The organism is Rhizorhabdus dicambivorans (genome assembly GCF_002355275.1).
Taxonomy (GTDB): Bacteria; Pseudomonadota; Alphaproteobacteria; order Sphingomonadales; family Sphingomonadaceae; genus Rhizorhabdus; species Rhizorhabdus dicambivorans.
This window is the reverse complement of record NZ_CP023449.1, coordinates 2,421,903-2,437,175: the sequence shown is the minus strand read 5'-3', so window position 1 is coordinate 2,437,175 and position 15,273 is coordinate 2,421,903. Positions and strand designations below refer to the sequence as shown.

15 protein-coding genes are annotated in these 15,273 nt (G+C 66.1%); 7 read left to right on the top strand and 8 right to left on the bottom strand.

The annotated features are described in order from the left end of the window. Positions 1-149 precede the first annotated feature (149 nt). Positions 150-1,046, top strand: a complete 897-nt coding sequence (locus CMV14_RS11580; protein ID WP_238147270.1) for a hypothetical protein — start codon at positions 150-152, stop codon at positions 1,044-1,046. Between the two features lie 45 nt (positions 1,047-1,091). On the opposite strand, the gene CMV14_RS11575 is transcribed toward CMV14_RS11580, so the two are convergent. From CMV14_RS11575 to CMV14_RS11565, 3 genes are all read right to left on the bottom strand, one after another. Continuing rightward, a complete protein-coding gene (locus tag CMV14_RS11575; protein WP_066959039.1) occupies positions 1,092-1,490 on the bottom strand; it encodes a dihydroneopterin aldolase in 399 nt (132 codons plus the stop codon). Next, a complete protein-coding gene (locus CMV14_RS11570; RefSeq protein WP_066959038.1) occupies positions 1,490-2,257 on the bottom strand; it encodes an SDR family oxidoreductase in 768 nt (255 codons plus the stop codon). The genes CMV14_RS11575 and CMV14_RS11570 overlap by 1 nt, the downstream gene beginning before the upstream one ends. 181 nt (positions 2,258-2,438) lie before the next feature. Continuing rightward, the gene (locus CMV14_RS11565; protein WP_066959037.1) at positions 2,439-3,074 is read right to left on the bottom strand and encodes a glutathione S-transferase family protein; all 636 of its coding nucleotides are present in this window, start codon (positions 3,072-3,074) and stop codon (positions 2,439-2,441) included. Between the two features lie 83 nt (positions 3,075-3,157). On the opposite strand from CMV14_RS11565, the gene CMV14_RS11560 reads away from it, so the two are divergent. From CMV14_RS11560 to CMV14_RS11545, 4 genes are read left to right on the top strand one after another with little or no spacing between them, the layout of a single operon-like run. Then, positions 3,158-3,691 (top strand): GNAT family N-acetyltransferase, encoded by a 534-nt coding sequence (locus CMV14_RS11560; RefSeq protein WP_066959036.1) that lies wholly within the window; start codon positions 3,158-3,160, stop codon positions 3,689-3,691. 43 nt (positions 3,692-3,734) lie between these two features. Continuing rightward, positions 3,735-4,301, top strand: a complete 567-nt coding sequence (locus CMV14_RS11555; protein ID WP_066959035.1) for a DUF1285 domain-containing protein — start codon at positions 3,735-3,737, stop codon at positions 4,299-4,301. Beyond that, positions 4,298-4,906 (top strand): CoA pyrophosphatase, encoded by a 609-nt coding sequence (locus CMV14_RS11550; RefSeq protein ID WP_066959034.1) that lies wholly within the window; start codon positions 4,298-4,300, stop codon positions 4,904-4,906. The genes CMV14_RS11555 and CMV14_RS11550 overlap by 4 nt, the downstream gene beginning before the upstream one ends. 8 nt (positions 4,907-4,914) lie before the next feature. Continuing rightward, positions 4,915-6,117 (top strand): CCA tRNA nucleotidyltransferase, encoded by a 1,203-nt coding sequence (locus CMV14_RS11545; RefSeq protein ID WP_066959321.1) that lies wholly within the window; start codon positions 4,915-4,917, stop codon positions 6,115-6,117. Here the strand turns inward: CMV14_RS11545 and CMV14_RS11540 are convergent. From CMV14_RS11540 to CMV14_RS11530, 3 genes are all read right to left on the bottom strand, one after another. Further along, positions 6,093-7,817 carry a putative bifunctional diguanylate cyclase/phosphodiesterase gene (locus CMV14_RS11540; RefSeq protein ID WP_238147269.1) on the bottom strand — a complete coding sequence of 575 codons (1,725 nt, stop codon included), beginning with the start codon at positions 7,815-7,817 and terminating at the stop codon, positions 6,093-6,095. The two genes, CMV14_RS11545 and CMV14_RS11540, sit on opposite strands and share 25 nt — an antisense overlap. A gap of 256 nt (positions 7,818-8,073) precedes the next feature. Further along, entirely contained in the window at positions 8,074-10,326 is a 2,253-nt protein-coding gene (gene parC / locus CMV14_RS11535; RefSeq protein ID WP_066959032.1) for a DNA topoisomerase IV subunit A, read from the bottom strand. 47 nt (positions 10,327-10,373) lie between these two features. After that, positions 10,374-11,261, bottom strand: a complete 888-nt coding sequence (locus CMV14_RS11530) for a LysR substrate-binding domain-containing protein (protein ID WP_066959031.1) — start codon at positions 11,259-11,261, stop codon at positions 10,374-10,376. 96 nt (positions 11,262-11,357) lie between these two features. Between CMV14_RS11530 and CMV14_RS26745 the strand changes: the two genes are divergently transcribed. Together CMV14_RS26745 and CMV14_RS11525 are read left to right on the top strand one after the other, a co-directional pair. After that, complete coding sequence (locus CMV14_RS26745) at positions 11,358-11,507, top strand: hypothetical protein (protein ID WP_176488934.1); 150 nt, start codon at positions 11,358-11,360, stop codon at positions 11,505-11,507. A gap of 83 nt (positions 11,508-11,590) precedes the next feature. Further along, complete coding sequence (locus tag CMV14_RS11525) at positions 11,591-13,519, top strand: M61 family metallopeptidase (RefSeq protein WP_066959030.1); 1,929 nt, start codon at positions 11,591-11,593, stop codon at positions 13,517-13,519. A gap of 25 nt (positions 13,520-13,544) precedes the next feature. On the opposite strand, the gene CMV14_RS11520 is transcribed toward CMV14_RS11525, so the two are convergent. Further along, positions 13,545-14,354 (bottom strand): ferredoxin--NADP reductase, encoded by an 810-nt coding sequence (locus CMV14_RS11520; protein ID WP_066959029.1) that lies wholly within the window; start codon positions 14,352-14,354, stop codon positions 13,545-13,547. Positions 14,355-14,542: 188 nt separating this feature from the next. After that, entirely contained in the window at positions 14,543-15,214 is a 672-nt protein-coding gene (locus CMV14_RS11515; RefSeq protein WP_066959028.1) for an RBBP9/YdeN family alpha/beta hydrolase, read from the bottom strand. Positions 15,215-15,273: the final 59 nt, after the last annotated feature.

The following is a 15,273-nucleotide window of genomic DNA, read 5'->3' as shown; positions in this document are numbered from 1 at the left end:
TATAATATTTAGCGGAGGAGTGTCCTTATCGCGACAGTTCGATGGACGCAATAACCGAAGGGCCAGTAGTTTGAGCTTTTCCGGCATGGCCCCCCGCAACGATCACGGCTATGCAATCGGGCCGGACAGCGGAAATGAGGAAAATGCCCATGCCCCCAACGGGTAAGCGCCACCCCTTTCGCCATTTTGGCACGTTATTTGCTTTTACGATTGGCTCCATTCTGATTCCGGATGGAATGCTGCTTGCCCAGACGACGGCGGCCACGCCCTCCCCGATGTCGTCAAAGCCCGGAATTCGGCAGTTTTCCTATGCGGACCTGGCCGATCTGGCCTTGTCGGCGCAGGTCGTTACCGGCGTCACGGTGATCAAGGCGGAGCGACTTAAGGGCGAGCTCGCGCCCGGGCTTGCGGCAGGGAATGCCCGTTTTCTGATCCAGGCTCAGACAGGAATGCTGTTACGGGGAGCCGACGGCCTTCCCGGCGTCATCAGCTATATTGTCGACGTTCCGCTGGACGGAAAGGGCAAGGCCCCAAAGCTGAAAAAAGCGCGATTCATCCTCTTTGCGAACCGGGTTCAGGGGCGCTCCTTGGAGGTGCGTCTCACTTCACCTTATTCTCAGCTCGACTGGACGCAAACCACCGAATCGACGCTCCGGAGCCTGCTGACGGAGGCGAGCGCCGCGTCCGCGCCGCCCTTCATCACCGGGGTGGGCAATGCCTTCCACGTACCCGGCGCGATTCCCGGCGAGAGCGAATCCCAGATATTCCTGACCACCCCCGACAACCGGCCGATCTCCCTGTCGGTATTGCGCCGGCCCGGGGAGCAACCGCAATTTGCGGTAGCGCTCGGCGAGATGGTTGACGACAGCGCCAAGGCGCCGCCTCGCAACAGCCTGTTGTGGTACCGGCTGGCGTGCTTCCTGCCGCAGCGCCTGCCCGGCACGAGCATCGCCGCCCTCTCGGCGACCGATGGGGAGGCGGTGCGCAGGGATTATCAGTTCGTGCTGGGCCAGCTCGGCCCCTGCGGGCGGCTGATCGTGCGATGATGTCCGCCGCGCCCCGGCCGGAAGCCGGGGTGTGGCGAGCAGGGCTCAGAACGAGCTCAGTTCCACGCCCACCGCCGCGCAATCGGGATAAACGTCGGGCTTGCTGATCGCGATACGGAGCCCCATGACGCCAGCGCGCGCGGCGACGAGGGTGTAGATTTCGCGCGCCAGCACCTCCTGGAGATTGAAGCGGCGCCCCGCGACCAGCGCGAGTATCTCGGTGCGCAGGAAATCATAGTCCCAGGCGACCGCCACCTTGTCCTCCGAGGCGAAGGCGGCCTCGTCGAGCCACACCTCGACGGTGACCGAGACACGCTGCGGATTGCCGACCTCGAAATCATGGAAGCCGATATCCACCGGCACCGCGAAATCGCGCAGCACGATCCGGCGGGTGCGGGGATGCAGATGGGCGGGCACGAGCCCGTCGAGCGAGGCGGGATCCATCAGGGCTCCTGATCGAGATATTGGACATCGCGGGCAAGGCCGAGGAAGCGCTGCCCGCCATCGAGCGTGATCGTCTGGCCCGTGATCGTCGGCACCGCGATCAAGAAGCGCAGCGCGGCGACGATCTCCGACACTTCGACCCCGCGGCCGAGCGGATTGAGCGCGTGGACCTTCTCGAAATTCTCCCGGCTTTGCGGCCCCGAAACCAGCGTTACCGAGGGGGCGATCGCATTGACCCGGATATGCGAGGAGGCAAGCGAGCGCGCGAGCAGCTCATGCACCCCGGCAAAGGCGATCTTCGAGATGGTGTAGGTGAAGAAATCGGGGTTGAGCCCGGACAGCTTGGCATCGAGCATGTTGACGATCAGCCCGCCCTGCCCTTCGGGCACGGCAGCCGCGAAGGCGCGGGACAGCAACGCGGGGCCCCGCGCATTGGCGGCCATGTGCATGTCCCACGCCTCGACCGAGAAATCGTCGAGCGAATCATAGACGAAGGAGGAAGCGCTGTTCACCAGCAGCGCGGGCGGCGGCATGCCGGCGAGCGCCGCGATCACCCGATCCGCGCCGTCGGCCGTGGCTAGGTCGGCCGCCACCGCGCGGGCGCGGGGCAGCCGCGCGGCCAGCGCCTTCGCCTCGGCCGCCGAGTGGCGATAATGGACCAGCACATCCCAGCCGTCCGCGGCGAGCGCGGACGCGATCTCGGCGCCGATCCGCTTGGCGGCGCCGGTGACGATCGCCGTCCTGCTGTTTCCGAACTCCGGGGTCATGGCCGCCTGCGATAAAGCGATTTCAAAGCAGATGGAAACATCTGCTGACTCGGAAATCGCGGCAATCGGAAAAGTCGCTGCCCGAAAATCGGGCAAGCCGGGGGTGGGCACCATGCGCAGGGAAGCGGAAGGCCATTGTCCCCAGCTTATCCACAGGCTTTCCACAGATGGTGGGGAAAAATCACGCCGAAGCCGAGGGCCGGGCCGCAACCGCCGCATGCCAGCGGGCAAGGGCCGGCCGGCCTTCGCGGGGGTCCGGCATCCGGGTGTCGATGCCGAAGTCGATCGCGGCCAGCCCGGCGATGTCGGCCATCGTGAAATCATCCCCGGCAATATAAGCCTGGTCGGCGAGATGCCCGTCGAGCACCGTGGCAAAAGCGTCCCACATGCAGCGTCCGCGGTCGACCAGCGCGGGAATCTGTTCGATCGGCGGCCATTGTCCGCTGACCGCGCGCCCGGCGAAAGCGGGCGACCTGTTGCGCAGCGCGATCGCCACGGCCTGGAAGCAGTCATGCTCGATTCGACGCAGCCATGCTTCGACAAGGCCGATTTCGCGCGGTGTCCCCCCGAACAGAGGCGGATCGGGCTGAAGAGCCTCGAAATAACGGCAGATGGCGATCGAATCGTCGATCAGCGTGCCATCGTCGAGCAGCAGTGAGGGCAACTGCCGCTGCGGATTGATGCCGGCATAATCAGGCTCGAGATGTTCGCCATGCCTGAGGTCGAGAACCACGCGCTCGATCTCGATGCCCTTCTCGGCGAGGAAGATGCGCACACGCCGGGGGCTGGGCGCCCAGGCGCCGTCGTAGAGCTTCATCGATCTGCCATCCGAATTTGCTTCACATTCATCTTCAGGACGCTAAAGCGCCCCCTCCATTTCGACAAGGATGCCCAACCGCATTGATCCAGCTCGTTCCCATCGCTTCGGTTCCGGCCGCCGCCATCGACCATCTGCTCGATCTGGCTTTCGGTACCGACCGACATGGGCGCACGGCCTATAAGCTGCGCGAGGGCACCGATCCGGTTCCGGAACTGAGCTTCGCGGCGGTTGAGGATGGCACGCTGGTCGGGTCGATCCAGTGCTGGCCCGTCGAATTGACCGAAGCCGACGGCACCCGCACCCCGCTGATCCTCGTCGGCCCCGTCGCGGTACGGCCCGATCGTCAGCGCGACGGCATCGGCCGCCTGCTGATGCACAAGGCGCTGGCCGCGGCCGATGCCGCTGATGCGGCGCCGATGATGCTGATCGGCGATGCGATCTATTATGATCGCTTCTTCGGCTTCTCGGCACGCCACACAAGCGGCTGGACCCTGCCGGGGCCGGTCGATCGCGATCGGCTGCTGGCCCGGCTGCGTCCCGGGCAGGCCATTCCGGAGCAGGCTTCGCTCGGCCCGTCCCGTGTTCCGGCGCTCGCCCCCGCGATACGGCGCTGATCGCCCTCTTGTACCGGCGGGGGTTTGACGGCACATCGCCCGCATGCCCGAAAGCCGCCCCTCCCCCGATTTTGCCGGCCTGTCGCTGAACGACATTGCGGCGTACGCGGCAGAGAATCGCCTGCCTCCAGTCGACAAATGGAATCCGGAGCATTGCGGCGACAGCACGATGCGGATCGCCAGCGACGGGACCTGGTATCATCAGGGCAGCCCCATCGGCCGCCCCGCCATGGTGCGCCTGTTTTCGACGATCCTGCGGCGCGAGGCCGATGGCTCCTATGTGCTGGTGACCCCGGCCGAAAAGCTCAGCATCACGGTCGACGACGCGCCCTTCGTGGCAGTCGAACTCAAGAGCGAGGGCGAGGGGCGCGACCGCCGGCTGGCCTTCCGGCTCAACACCGGCGACCTCGTCGTCGCGGATGCCGATCACCCGCTGACCGTGGCCGAGAAGGCGGACGGGCCGCATCCTTATATAAAGGTGCGCGGGGGGCTCGACGCGCTGATCTCGCGGCCGGTCTATTATGAGCTGGTCAATCTGGCGCTGGATTCCGGAGAAGAGCCGGTCGGTATCTGGAGCGAAGGCCAATTCTTCGCGCTCGATTCGCAATGAGCCCGCTAGCCGAGCGGCTTCGCCGCAGCCTCGAAGCCAACCCGGACGAAGCGAAACCCCTCGTCCAGCATCCCACCCTCAATCCGGACATATCGCGGCTTACGCCGGCAGCCGTGCTGGTGCCGATCATCGACGCACCCGAGCCCCGCGTGCTGCTCACCGTTCGCCATGAGGCGCTGCGCGCGCATGCCGGCCAGGTCGCCTTCCCCGGCGGGCGGCTCGATCCCGAGGATGACGGCCCGGTCGCGGGCGCGCTGCGCGAGGCCTGGGAGGAGATCGGGCTGCCGCCCGAGAAGGTGGAGATCGTCGGCCCCACGCGCAGCCACGCAACCGGATCCGGCTATCTGATAACGCCGGTAGTCGGCGTGATCCCCAATGGTCTCCCCCTCCATCCGCACGAGGCCGAGGTTGCGGGAATCTTCGAGGTCCCGCTCGGCCATCTGCTGGCAGAGGCCAATCATCTGCGCCGATCAGCCATGTTCGAGGGAACGACGCGCCATTATTTCGAGATAGACTGGCCCCATCAGCGGATATGGGGCGTGACGGCCGGGCTGATCGTCCATCTCGCCCCGCGCCTGCGCGCCGCGCTCGAGGCCGCCGAATGACGCCCCCCATAACCCGGCTGCCGGACGCGCCCTGGCGCCGGGCATCCGGCCTCGATCGATTGATCGAGGCGCTGGGCGGCGCCGCCGACACGCGCTTCGTCGGCGGCGCGGTCCGCGATACGCTGCTCGGCCTGCCGGTCAAGGATATCGACTGCGCGACCCGGCTGCTGCCCGAGGAGAGCAGCCGCCGCATCGTCGCGGCGGGTTTCAAGGCTATCCCCACCGGAATCGCCCACGGCACGGTGACGGCGCTGCTGCCATCGGGGCCGGTGGAGGTGACGACCCTGCGCCGCGATGTTGCCACCGACGGCCGCCGCGCCGTCGTCGCCTTCACCGACATATGGGCAGAGGATGCCGCCCGGCGCGACTTCACCATCAACGCGATGTCAGCCGATCCGTTCAGCGGAGAGGTGCATGACTATTTCGGCGGGCTGGCCGATCTGAAGGCCGGCCTCGTCCGCTTCATCGGCGACCCATTCCAGCGCATCGCCGAGGACCATCTGCGCATATTGCGGCTGTTCCGTTTCCATGAGCGCTTCGGGCGGGGCGACCCCGACCCCGCCGCCCTGGCCGCCTGCGTCGCCCGCGCCAACGACCTGATGGCGCTGTCGCGCGAGCGGATCGCCGATGAACTGCTGAAGCTGCTCGGCGGCCGCGACCCGGGGCCGACGATACGGCTGATGACCGAGCACGGCCTGTTCCGGCCGATCATTCCCGAAATCGATGGCGACGGCGTCGCGCGGCTCGAGCGCCTGATCGAACGCGAGCGCGCGGCCGGAGTGCCGGCCGATCCCCTGCGCAGACTCGGCGCATTGCTGCCCGCCGACCCGGCCGGACAGGTGGCGATCGCGCAGCGGCTCAAATTGTCGAAAGCGGCGACCAAAAGGCTCCAGGCCGCCGCCTTGGCGGACGACGGGCCCGCACGCGCCCTCGCCTATCGCTTCGGCCCGGATGTTGCGGCCGATCTGTTGTTGCGCGGGCCGCGACCCGTCGACGCGCTGGAGCTGAACCATCTGCGCGACTGGCAGCGCCCCAAGCTGCCGCTCGGCGGCGGCGACCTGATCGCGCGCGGCTTGCCCGCCGGGCCGATGGTGGCGGCTACGCTGCAGGCGATCGAAAGGCGATGGGTTTCGGAGGATTTCCCCGGCCCTGAGAGAACCGAGGAGATCGTCGGCGGCGAACTGCTTCAGGCGTTGCGCGACCGGAAATAGGCATAGGCCTCGTCCGAAGGCAGCGGGCGGGCAAAGTGATAACCCTGCGCAACATCGCAGCCTAGGCTGATCAGGGTCTCGACCAGCTCGGGTGATTCCACACCCTCGGCGGTGGTGGCCATACCCAGCGCCGAGGCGAGGCCAAGAATGGCGCGCACGATCGCGACCGAATCCTTGTCCTGCAGCATCGGCGCCACGAAGCTGCGGTCGATCTTCAGCACGTTGATCGGCAGCTGCTGAAGATAGGCGAGGCTGGAATAGCCGGTGCCGAAATCATCCATCGCGATCATGACATCCAGATCGTGGATCGCGCGCAGCACCTGGGCGATGCCGTCCGGATCGCTGACGATGCAGCTTTCGGTCAACTCGATCTTGAGCCGGTTGCCGGCCAGGCCGCTCTCGGCCAGGGCGGCCTCCACCGCCGAGACGACATCGTCGCGGTGAAACTGAACCGCCGAGACATTGACCGCCATATGCACCGGCAGTGGCGAGCCTGCCTTGCGGTCCCATTCGGCGAGGGTGCGGGTAGCGGCACGCAGCGCCCAGCGGCCAAGCGGCACGATCAGGCCCGATTCCTCGGCGACAGGGATGAACTCGACCGGCGAGATCGCGCCCTTTTCCGGGTGGTCCCAGCGGGCGAGCGCCTCGAAGCCGAGCACCGCGCCACTCTTCAGATCGACCAGCGGCTGAAAGGCGAGATGCAACTGATCGCGCTCGATCGCCCGGCGCAGTTCGGTTTCCAGGCTGAAGCGCTGGCGGGCGGCGGTGCTGTCGCACGCCTGATACAGCTCGGCATGGCCCGAATGCTTGGCGCGCTTCATCGCGAACTGGGCGTTGCGGATCAGATCCTCGGCGGCATCGACGGTCGATGTCATCATCGCCGCACCGACCGCGCAGTCGATCTTGATCTCCAGATCACCCAGCCGGATCGGCGTGGCGAGGCAGGCCTGCATGCGGCGCGCGGCGCGCATCGCCTCCGACGGGTCATCGGCGACGCTGAGCAGCACCGCGAATTCGTCGCCAACCAGGCGGGCGAGCACGTCGCCCGCGCGCAGCGCCGAGATCAGGCGACGCGCGACAGTGATGATCAGCTCGTCGCCTGCCAGCGATCCGACGCCTTCATTGACGCGGCTGAAGCGGGTCAGATCGATCAGCAGCACCGCGAACTGGCGGCCCTCGGTCTCGAAATTGACCATCGCCTGCTCGATCTGCTCCGCGAAAGCAGCTCGGTTGGGCAGGCCCGTGAGGCTGTCGCGCAGCATCTGGGTGCGCAGGGAGCGCTCGCCCTCCACCTGCTGGGTGCGGTCGATCAGCGAAACGATGCAGCGGGGCACGGGTGATTCGCCGCTTGCGAGACGCGACAGCCGGACCGCGAAATGTCGGCCCGAGATGCCGTCACCTTCCTGCATGTCGAAGCTGCGTTCTATCTCGTCCCCGTCAAGGAAGTTCGCGATCACCGGCATCAGCGGCAGGGCAATGCCGGCGCAGAGATCACGCGCGGGATCGGCCTGGCGCGGCAGGCCGTGACGCGATGCGATCTGCAAAAACGCGCTGTTTCTAGCCAATATCGTTGGCTTGCGATCGACCATGCAGACCAAGGCGATCGCGATCGGGAGCGTATCGATGAACTCCTGCTGCGCGGCGGTGCGCGGGGTATCGAGGAGTTCCTGAAGGGCGGCGGGAAGCTGGAGCGCGGGCACAGCGGCGTCGTTTCCGATCCGATCGGATGAAGTCGCAAATTGGGTTTTCGCCGCCCGCATGGTCCAACGGCATTAGCAGCGCAGGGTTAATGCTCTGTTTCCTCGGGCTTAATCCTTTGGCTACGCATGGACTTAGCTCGCCGAAGGTCTATTGGCGCCGCTTCGCCATTCCGGCGGGGGGCCGGGCCACAAGCGGCTCCTGCGTCGACCGCATCTCAAAAAACGCCAACGACCCCCGGCCTTCGCCGGGGCGGCATCAAGGCTTGAAGCGGTTGTCGCGCGGGAAACCCACCGGCGGCATGCGGCCCGCCGCGCCGCGCGCCGCTCGCCACGGGGTCAGGTCGCTTTCAGTACGGGTGCGGCCGGTCTCGCCGCCCATCATCCAGCTGAGCCCCTCTTCCAGCTTGAAGCTGATCGCATCGGAGAGCCCACCATCCTTGTAGCGCTGGATGGTCACGCCCTGACCGCGCGCCATGCGCGGCAACTCATTGAGGGGGAAGACCACCATCTTGCGGTTGTCGCCGATCGCCGCGACATAATCGTCACCCGGCGCAACCCGATGGACGACGCTGAGCCGCCCCTTCTCGCGCAGGTTCATCACCTGCTTACCCTTGCGGGTCTCGGCGGTGACCTCGCCCATATCGACGACGAAGCCCTTGCCATCGGCAGAAGCCAGCAGCAGTTCCGCCCCCGCCTTCGCGACGAGCAGCGCCGCCACCCGGGCATCAGCGTCGATATCGGCGAACAGGCGCACGGGCTCGCCGAAACCGCGCCCGCCAGGCAGCTTGTCGGCCGGCAGCGTATAGAAGCGGCCCTGGTCGGTCGCGAGCAGGATGCGGTCGGTGGTCTGCGCCTTGATGGCATAGGCCGGGCCGTCGCCCTCCTTGAACTTGACCACCGCAGTCGCCGCATCGTCGAGATGGCCCTTCATCGCGCGGATCCAGCCGCGCTGCGAGAGGATCACCGTCACCGGCTCGCGCTCGACCATCGCCTCCAGCGGAATCTCGCGCGCGGGCGCGGCTTCCGACAGGCTGGTGCGGCGCGCGCCCAGCGCCGTCTCCGGGCCATAGCGGTTGCGCAGCGCCGCGAGGTCGCGCTTCATCCGGGTGCGCTGGCGGGCCGGGCTGGCGATCAGTTCTTCCAGCCCCTTGCCCTCGGCGTCGAGCGTGTCGCGTTCCTTGCGGAGTTCCATCTCCTCCAGCTTGCGCAAGCTGCGCAGCCGCATGTTGAGGATCGCCTCGGCCTGACGGTCGGTGAGGCCGAACTCGGCCATCATCACCGCCTTGGGCTCGTCCTCCTCGCGGATGATCTGGATGATCCGGTCGAGGTTGAGATATACGATCAGATAGCCGTCGAGCAGTTCGATCCGGTCGGCGATCTTGGCGAGGCGATGCTGCGATCGGCGGATCAGCACCTCGAACTGATGCTTGAGCCAGGCCGACAGCGCCTGGGCGAGGCTCATCACCATCGGCGTGCGGGTGTCGTCGAGCACGTTGAGGTTGAGCGAGACGCGCACCTCTAGGTCGGTCAGCCGGAACAGGCTTTCCATCAGCATGTCGGCGTCGACGGTGCGGCTGCGCGGTTCGAGGACGATGCGGATATCCTCGTCGCTCTCGTCGCGGACGTCGGCGAGGATCGGCAGCTTCTTCTCGTTGATGAGCTCGGCAATCTCCTCGATCAGCTTCGACTTCTGGACCTGATAGGGAATCTGGCTGACGACGAGGTGCCAGCCGCCGCCCTTTTCCTCGACCTTTTCGATGAGCGCGCGGACGCGGAAGGCGCCGCGGCCGCTCGCATAGGCGTCCGCGATCGACTGGGCGCTGTCTACCAGCACGCCGCCGGTCGGAAAGTCCGGACCCTGAACATAGTGCATCAACTCGGCGCTGGTCGCCTCGGGCTGGTCGATCAGGTGGACGGCGGCATCGACCAGCTCGGCGACATTGTGCGGCGGGATCGAGGTGGCCATGCCGACGGCAATGCCGCTGGCGCCATTGGCAAGCAGGTTCGGGAACAGGCCGGGGAATATCTCCGGCTCTTCCTCCTCGCCATTATAGGTGGGACGGAAATCGACCGTGCCCTCATCGAGTCCGGCCATCAGTTCGTTGGCGGCGGCGGTCAGCCGTGCTTCCGTATAGCGCATCGCCGCCGCGTTATCGCCATCGACATTGCCGAAATTGCCCTGGCCGTCGACCAGCGGGTAACGCAGCGAGAAGGTCTGGGCGAGGCGGACCATCGCATCATAGACCGACTGGTCGCCATGCGGATGGTATTTGCCGATTACGTCGCCGACGACGCGGGCGCATTTCTTGTAACCTGAGGCGGGATCGAGCCGCAGCAGCCGCATCGCCCAGAGCAGCCGGCGATGCACCGGTTTCAGCCCATCGCGCACATCGGGCAGCGAACGCGCAGTGATCGTCGACAGCGCATAGACGAGATAGCGATCGGAGAGCGCGCTATCGAAGGGGGTGTTGCGAACGCTGTCGTCGGGCAGCTCGGCGAGATCGGTCATGGGAAACGTCTAGCGGGTAAAAGGGGGAACGGGGAAGAGGCTTCCCATCACGCCGTCGCCGCCACCTCGCCCATCAGCCACTCGCGAAACGCCTTTACCTTCGCGGCGTTGTGGCGATGCTCGGGATAGACCAGCCAGAAGCTGCCGCCACGCCCGACATGAGGGAATAGCTGGACGAGCCGGCCGGTCGCCAGTTCGAACGGCCAGAAGCGCGGGGTGAGCATCGCCAGCCCCTCCCCCGCCATCGCCGCCATGCCCTCGATCACCTGGGAATCGACGTGGATCGAACGCCGGGTGAAATCGTCGGGGATGGCCGTGCCAACCTGGCTGAACCAGGCACGCCACCAGATGTCATCGGAATTCATCCGCAAGGTATCGAGCAGTTGGGCGGGATCGGTGAAAGGCCCCATGCGCTCCAGATAGGCGGGGCTGCACATCGGCGTGAACTCGGCCGGAAACAGCTCCACGGCGCGCAATCCCGGCCAGTCGCCATGGCCGATCCGGATACCGACATCGACCTCGTCGCGCGCGAAGTCGACAAGCTCGTGGCTGGCGAGCAGCCGCACCGCGATATCGGGCTTTGCCAGCTGGAAACGGGCGAGACGCGGTCCCAGCCAGCCCGCCGCCACCCCCGGAGCGGCACTTATCGTCAACACCCCGCCCTCGGTCTGGCGCGCCTTGGCGAACGCCTCATCAAGCAGGTCGAACGCCGCCGAGACCTGTGGCGCCAGCCGCTGGCCTGCCGGGCTCAATGATACCCGCCGCCCGGTGCGCACGAACAAAGGCGTGCCCAGCCGATCCTCGATCATCCGCACCTGATAGCTGACCGCCGCCTGGGTCATGGCCAGTTCCTCGGCGGCGCGGGTGAAGTTGAGATGACGCGCGGCCGCCTCGAATACCCGAACCGCGCTGAGCGGAGGAATCTGTCGCCCCATATAGATAAATCTACCTTATCTGTGACGCCTCATAAACGATTGGCGATAAGCAGGGAATATCCATATTTGAAAGGTCGTCGAAACGAGGAGACGACCATGTTCAAGATAAATTCCAAGGATGGAAGACGGCATGTCCGCCGGCTACGCGACGGCCTGGTCGATGCGGTGAAATGGTGGGCTGAGCATCAGGCCTGGCCCGCCACCGACGACATCCGCATCGACCGCCACCGGTCGACCTGTGGTTGATCCATCCCTAATCGCAGGGGGGTGACGGCGCCCCCGGAAAACGGCATGTTCCCGCCATAATCAGAATGGATGCCGTGGCCCCTATGCGTTCCGTCCCCCTGTACCTGTCCGCGGCAATCGCGGCCTCGCTTTCCATTCCCGCGCCGGCCATCGATTTCAGCATGCCCGATCCTCTGCCGATCGAACGGCAGGTGCCCGTCGCCCGCGACATTCCCTTTCCCGGTACGATCGAACTGGCCGTAGACGCGACCGACGTCGCGCGCGGCATCTTCAAGGTGACCGAGACGATCCCGGTGGCAAACCCCGGCCGCCTATACCTGCTCTATCCGCAGTGGCTGCCTGGCAACCATGCCCCGCGCGGCCCGATAGACGACGTCGCCAACATCGCGATCACAGCCAATGGCAAATCGCTCGCATGGAAGCGCGACCCGGTCGACGTCTATGCGATCGCGGTCGACGTTCCGGCGGGTGCGGGCAGCATCACGCTCAGCTTCGACTATGTATCACCCACCAATGCCGCGCAGGGACGCGTGGTGATGACGAGCGAGATGCTCAACCTGCAATGGAACCTCGTCGCCTTCTATCCGGCGGGCTGGTTCACCCGGCGCATCATGGTTGCGCCCACCGCGGTGCTGCCGACCGGCTGGGGATACGGCACCGCGCTGGAACCGGCAGCCGCGGCGCCTTCCGGACGAATCCGTTTCCGTCCCGTCAGCTTCGAGACACTGGTCGACAGCCCGATGCTGGCAGGCCGCCATTTCCGCCAGCACCAGCTCAGCCCCAAGGTGCGGCTCAATATCGCCGCCGACAGCCCCGACGAACTGGCCGCGACCGAACCCCAGCTCCTAGCCCATCGCCGGATGGTCGAACAGGCGCTCAAGCTGTTCGGGGCCGAACATTACGACCATTATGATTTCCTGCTGTTCATCAGCGACCGGCTCGGCGGCATCGGGCTGGAGCATCAGCGATCGAGCGAGAATGGCGTCGCCACCGGCTATTTCACCCGCTGGGAGGAACAGACCCAGCGGCACAACCTGCTGCCGCACGAATATGTCCACAGCTGGAACGGAAAATATCGGCGCGGCGCCGATCTCTACACCCCCGATTACAGCGTGCCGATGCGCAATTCGCTGCTCTGGGTCTATGAGGGGCAGACGCAATATTGGGGCTATGTGCTGCAGGCGCGGTCAGGTCTCGTCTCCGCCGACGACACCCTCGCCTTCCTGGCCATGGCGGCGGCGCAGCTCGATACCCGGCCGGGTCGGCAGTGGCGCCCGCTGATCGACACCACCACCGACCCGATCATCGCCGCGCGACGCCCGCAGCCCTGGACCAGCCTCCAGCGTTCCGAGGATTATTATAACGAAGGCATGCTGGTCTGGCTCGACGTCGACATGCAACTGCGCGAACTCACCGGCGGGCGGCGCTCGCTCGACGATTTCGCGCGCGCCTTCTTCGGCATGCGCGACGGCGACTGGGGAACTCTGACCTATACGCTTGACGATGTCGTCGCCACGCTGAACGCGATCGCCCCCCATGACTGGGCCGACTATCTGCGCACCCGCGTCGAGGAAGCCCGCCCCAACGCCCCCAGCGACTGGATCACCAAGGGCGGCTACCGGCTGGTCTATTCGGACAAGCCCACCAATTTCTGGAGGATCGAGGAACGACGCCGCAAGATCGCCGATTTCAGCTATTCACTGGGACTGTCGATCGACAATGGCGACCGCAGCATCGATCAGGTCATATGGGACAGCCCGGCCTTTGCCGCCGGCCTGACCAACAACGAGTTCGTGGTAGCGGTTGGCGGCGAAGGCTATGCCAGCGACCGGCTCGCCGAACGGATCGCCGAAGCGGCAAGGACCCGCAGGCCGATCGACCTGATCGTCCGGCGGGGCGACCAGTATCGGACCGTGTCGATCCCCTATTATGGCGGCAACCGCTATCCGCGCCTCGAACGGACCGGAATCGGGCCGGGATGGCTCGACCTGCTGCTCCGGCCCAGGGCCTGAACCTCCGACCTTGATAGAGGCAAATTCAGCCGACGAAGGCCTTTTCGATCACGAAGTCGGCGGGCTTTGCGTTGGACCCCTCCTCGAAACCGAGGCGCTCCAGGATGGCCGAGCAGTCGCGGATCATGTCCATGCTCCCGCACATCATCACCCGGTCGGTAGCGGGATCGAGCGCCTTCTCGCCGTCGACGCCATCGAACAGGCCGCCATCCTCCATCAGCGTGGTGATGCGCTTCTGCCGCGGAAAGGGCTCGCGGGTGACGATCGGGATGTAGCGGAACTTGGCGGCGGCCTCGTCCTCGACCAGCGGATCACCGGCAAGGCGGCTCTCCAGCACGTCGCGGAAGGCCAGATCACTGACATGACGGACGCTGTGGACGATGACCACCTGCTCGTAGCGCTCATAGATGTCCGGATCGCGCATCACCGACAGGAAAGGCGCGAGGCCCGTGCCCGTAGCCAGCAGGAACAGCCGCTTTCCGGGGGTCAGCGCGTCGGCGACCAGGGTTCCGGTGGTCTTGCGGGCGAGATATATCTCGTCGCCGGGGATGATGTGGCGCAGCCGCGAGGTCAGCGGGCCATCCTGTACAGCGATCGAGAGGAATTCGATCTCGTCGGAATAGGAAGGGCTGGCGATCGAATAGGCGCGCAACAGCGGTCGCGCGTCGGTCGGCAGGCCGATCATCACGAACTCGCCCGAGCGGAACCGCAGCGACGCCGGACGATCGACCGCGAAGCTGAACAGATGCTCGTTCCAGTGCTTCACCCAGAGAACCGTCTGGATGTTGAAGGCATCGTTCGGCGCGATCTTCACCGCTTCCGTCCGGCTGCTCATGAATTCGATTCCTTTTCCAAACCGTCGACCGGCCCTTGATGGCGCCCCCATAGAGCGACGGGCACCGGCGCGCCAATGTGAAATATGTTCGCGGGGCGACAGTTTAGCTTCATGCGGCGACCGAAGGGACGCGACCGCAAGCAACCCCGTCCGCCCCCCGGAGATGGGACGGACGGGGCGCGACCGTCCTAGGGACGGAACAGCGACGAAGGCCCGGGTCGACTGAACGGCATGGCCGGCGTGAAATGATCCAGGCTCCGCCTCTCGGGCCCGCGCCCCGGCTCGACCAGATCGATGAAACGATCGAGAAGCTCCTCTCCCTCCGGCCACCAGCCAAGGCCATCGACCGGGGTGAAGTGGCCGCAGGCTCCGAAGCGGGCGAAGCCGGCGCCCCATTGCCGGGCCAGGCTGAAGGCCCGGTCCGGCGAAAGCTGGGGGTCATCCTCGCTGGCCACAACCAGTGCGGGGAAGGAGAAGACGGCGGACGGCAGCGGCGCGAAGCTCTGGAGCCGGCTGTCGGCACCCTGCACTCCCGCATCGCTCGGTCCCACCAGCAGGGCACCGGCGACCGCGATCTCGCTTTCACTGCTCATCAGCCCTGCCCAGGCGGCGATGGTGAGCGCACCGAGACCATGCCCGACCAGAATCAGCGGCGCATCGATCCCGCGCATTGCCTGTGCGAGGCGGGTGACAAGATCGTTGCGATCGGGACAGCGGGCGTGGCCGACGTCCACCGAACGGCAATCGATCCGGCTGGCGATCCAGTGGTCGAGCCAATAGCCCGCCCCTTCGCAATCGAGATCGGGAAGCAGCAACGCAACAGGCGCCAACGACGGATGTTCGAAACGGGACGTCGCCATGCTCCGGTCCTCCTCGACTCACGCGGCCAAGCCGCAGATCGAGGGGACAGATTATGTCT

What these genes read in the sequence shown, in the direction of transcription:
- CMV14_RS11580 (WP_238147270.1), top strand. Translation starts at nt 150, where the DNA reads ATGCCCCCAACGGGTAAGCGCCACCCCTTTCGCCATTTTGGCACGTTA.
- CMV14_RS11575 (WP_066959039.1), bottom strand. Translation starts at nt 1,490, where the DNA reads ATGGATCCCGCCTCGCTCGACGGGCTCGTGCCCGCCCATCTGCATCCC.
- CMV14_RS11570 (WP_066959038.1), bottom strand. Translation starts at nt 2,257, where the DNA reads ATGACCCCGGAGTTCGGAAACAGCAGGACGGCGATCGTCACCGGCGCC.
- CMV14_RS11565 (WP_066959037.1), bottom strand. Translation starts at nt 3,074, where the DNA reads ATGAAGCTCTACGACGGCGCCTGGGCGCCCAGCCCCCGGCGTGTGCGC.
- CMV14_RS11555 (WP_066959035.1), top strand. Translation starts at nt 3,735, where the DNA reads ATGCCCGAAAGCCGCCCCTCCCCCGATTTTGCCGGCCTGTCGCTGAAC.
- CMV14_RS11550 (WP_066959034.1), top strand. Translation starts at nt 4,298, where the DNA reads ATGAGCCCGCTAGCCGAGCGGCTTCGCCGCAGCCTCGAAGCCAACCCG.
- parC (WP_066959032.1), bottom strand. Translation starts at nt 10,326, where the DNA reads ATGACCGATCTCGCCGAGCTGCCCGACGACAGCGTTCGCAACACCCCC.
- CMV14_RS11530 (WP_066959031.1), bottom strand. Translation starts at nt 11,261, where the DNA reads ATGGGGCGACAGATTCCTCCGCTCAGCGCGGTTCGGGTATTCGAGGCG.
- CMV14_RS26745 (WP_176488934.1), top strand. Translation starts at nt 11,358, where the DNA reads ATGTTCAAGATAAATTCCAAGGATGGAAGACGGCATGTCCGCCGGCTA.
- CMV14_RS11525 (WP_066959030.1), top strand. Translation starts at nt 11,591, where the DNA reads ATGCGTTCCGTCCCCCTGTACCTGTCCGCGGCAATCGCGGCCTCGCTT.
- CMV14_RS11520 (WP_066959029.1), bottom strand. Translation starts at nt 14,354, where the DNA reads ATGAGCAGCCGGACGGAAGCGGTGAAGATCGCGCCGAACGATGCCTTC.
- CMV14_RS11515 (WP_066959028.1), bottom strand. Translation starts at nt 15,214, where the DNA reads ATGGCGACGTCCCGTTTCGAACATCCGTCGTTGGCGCCTGTTGCGTTG.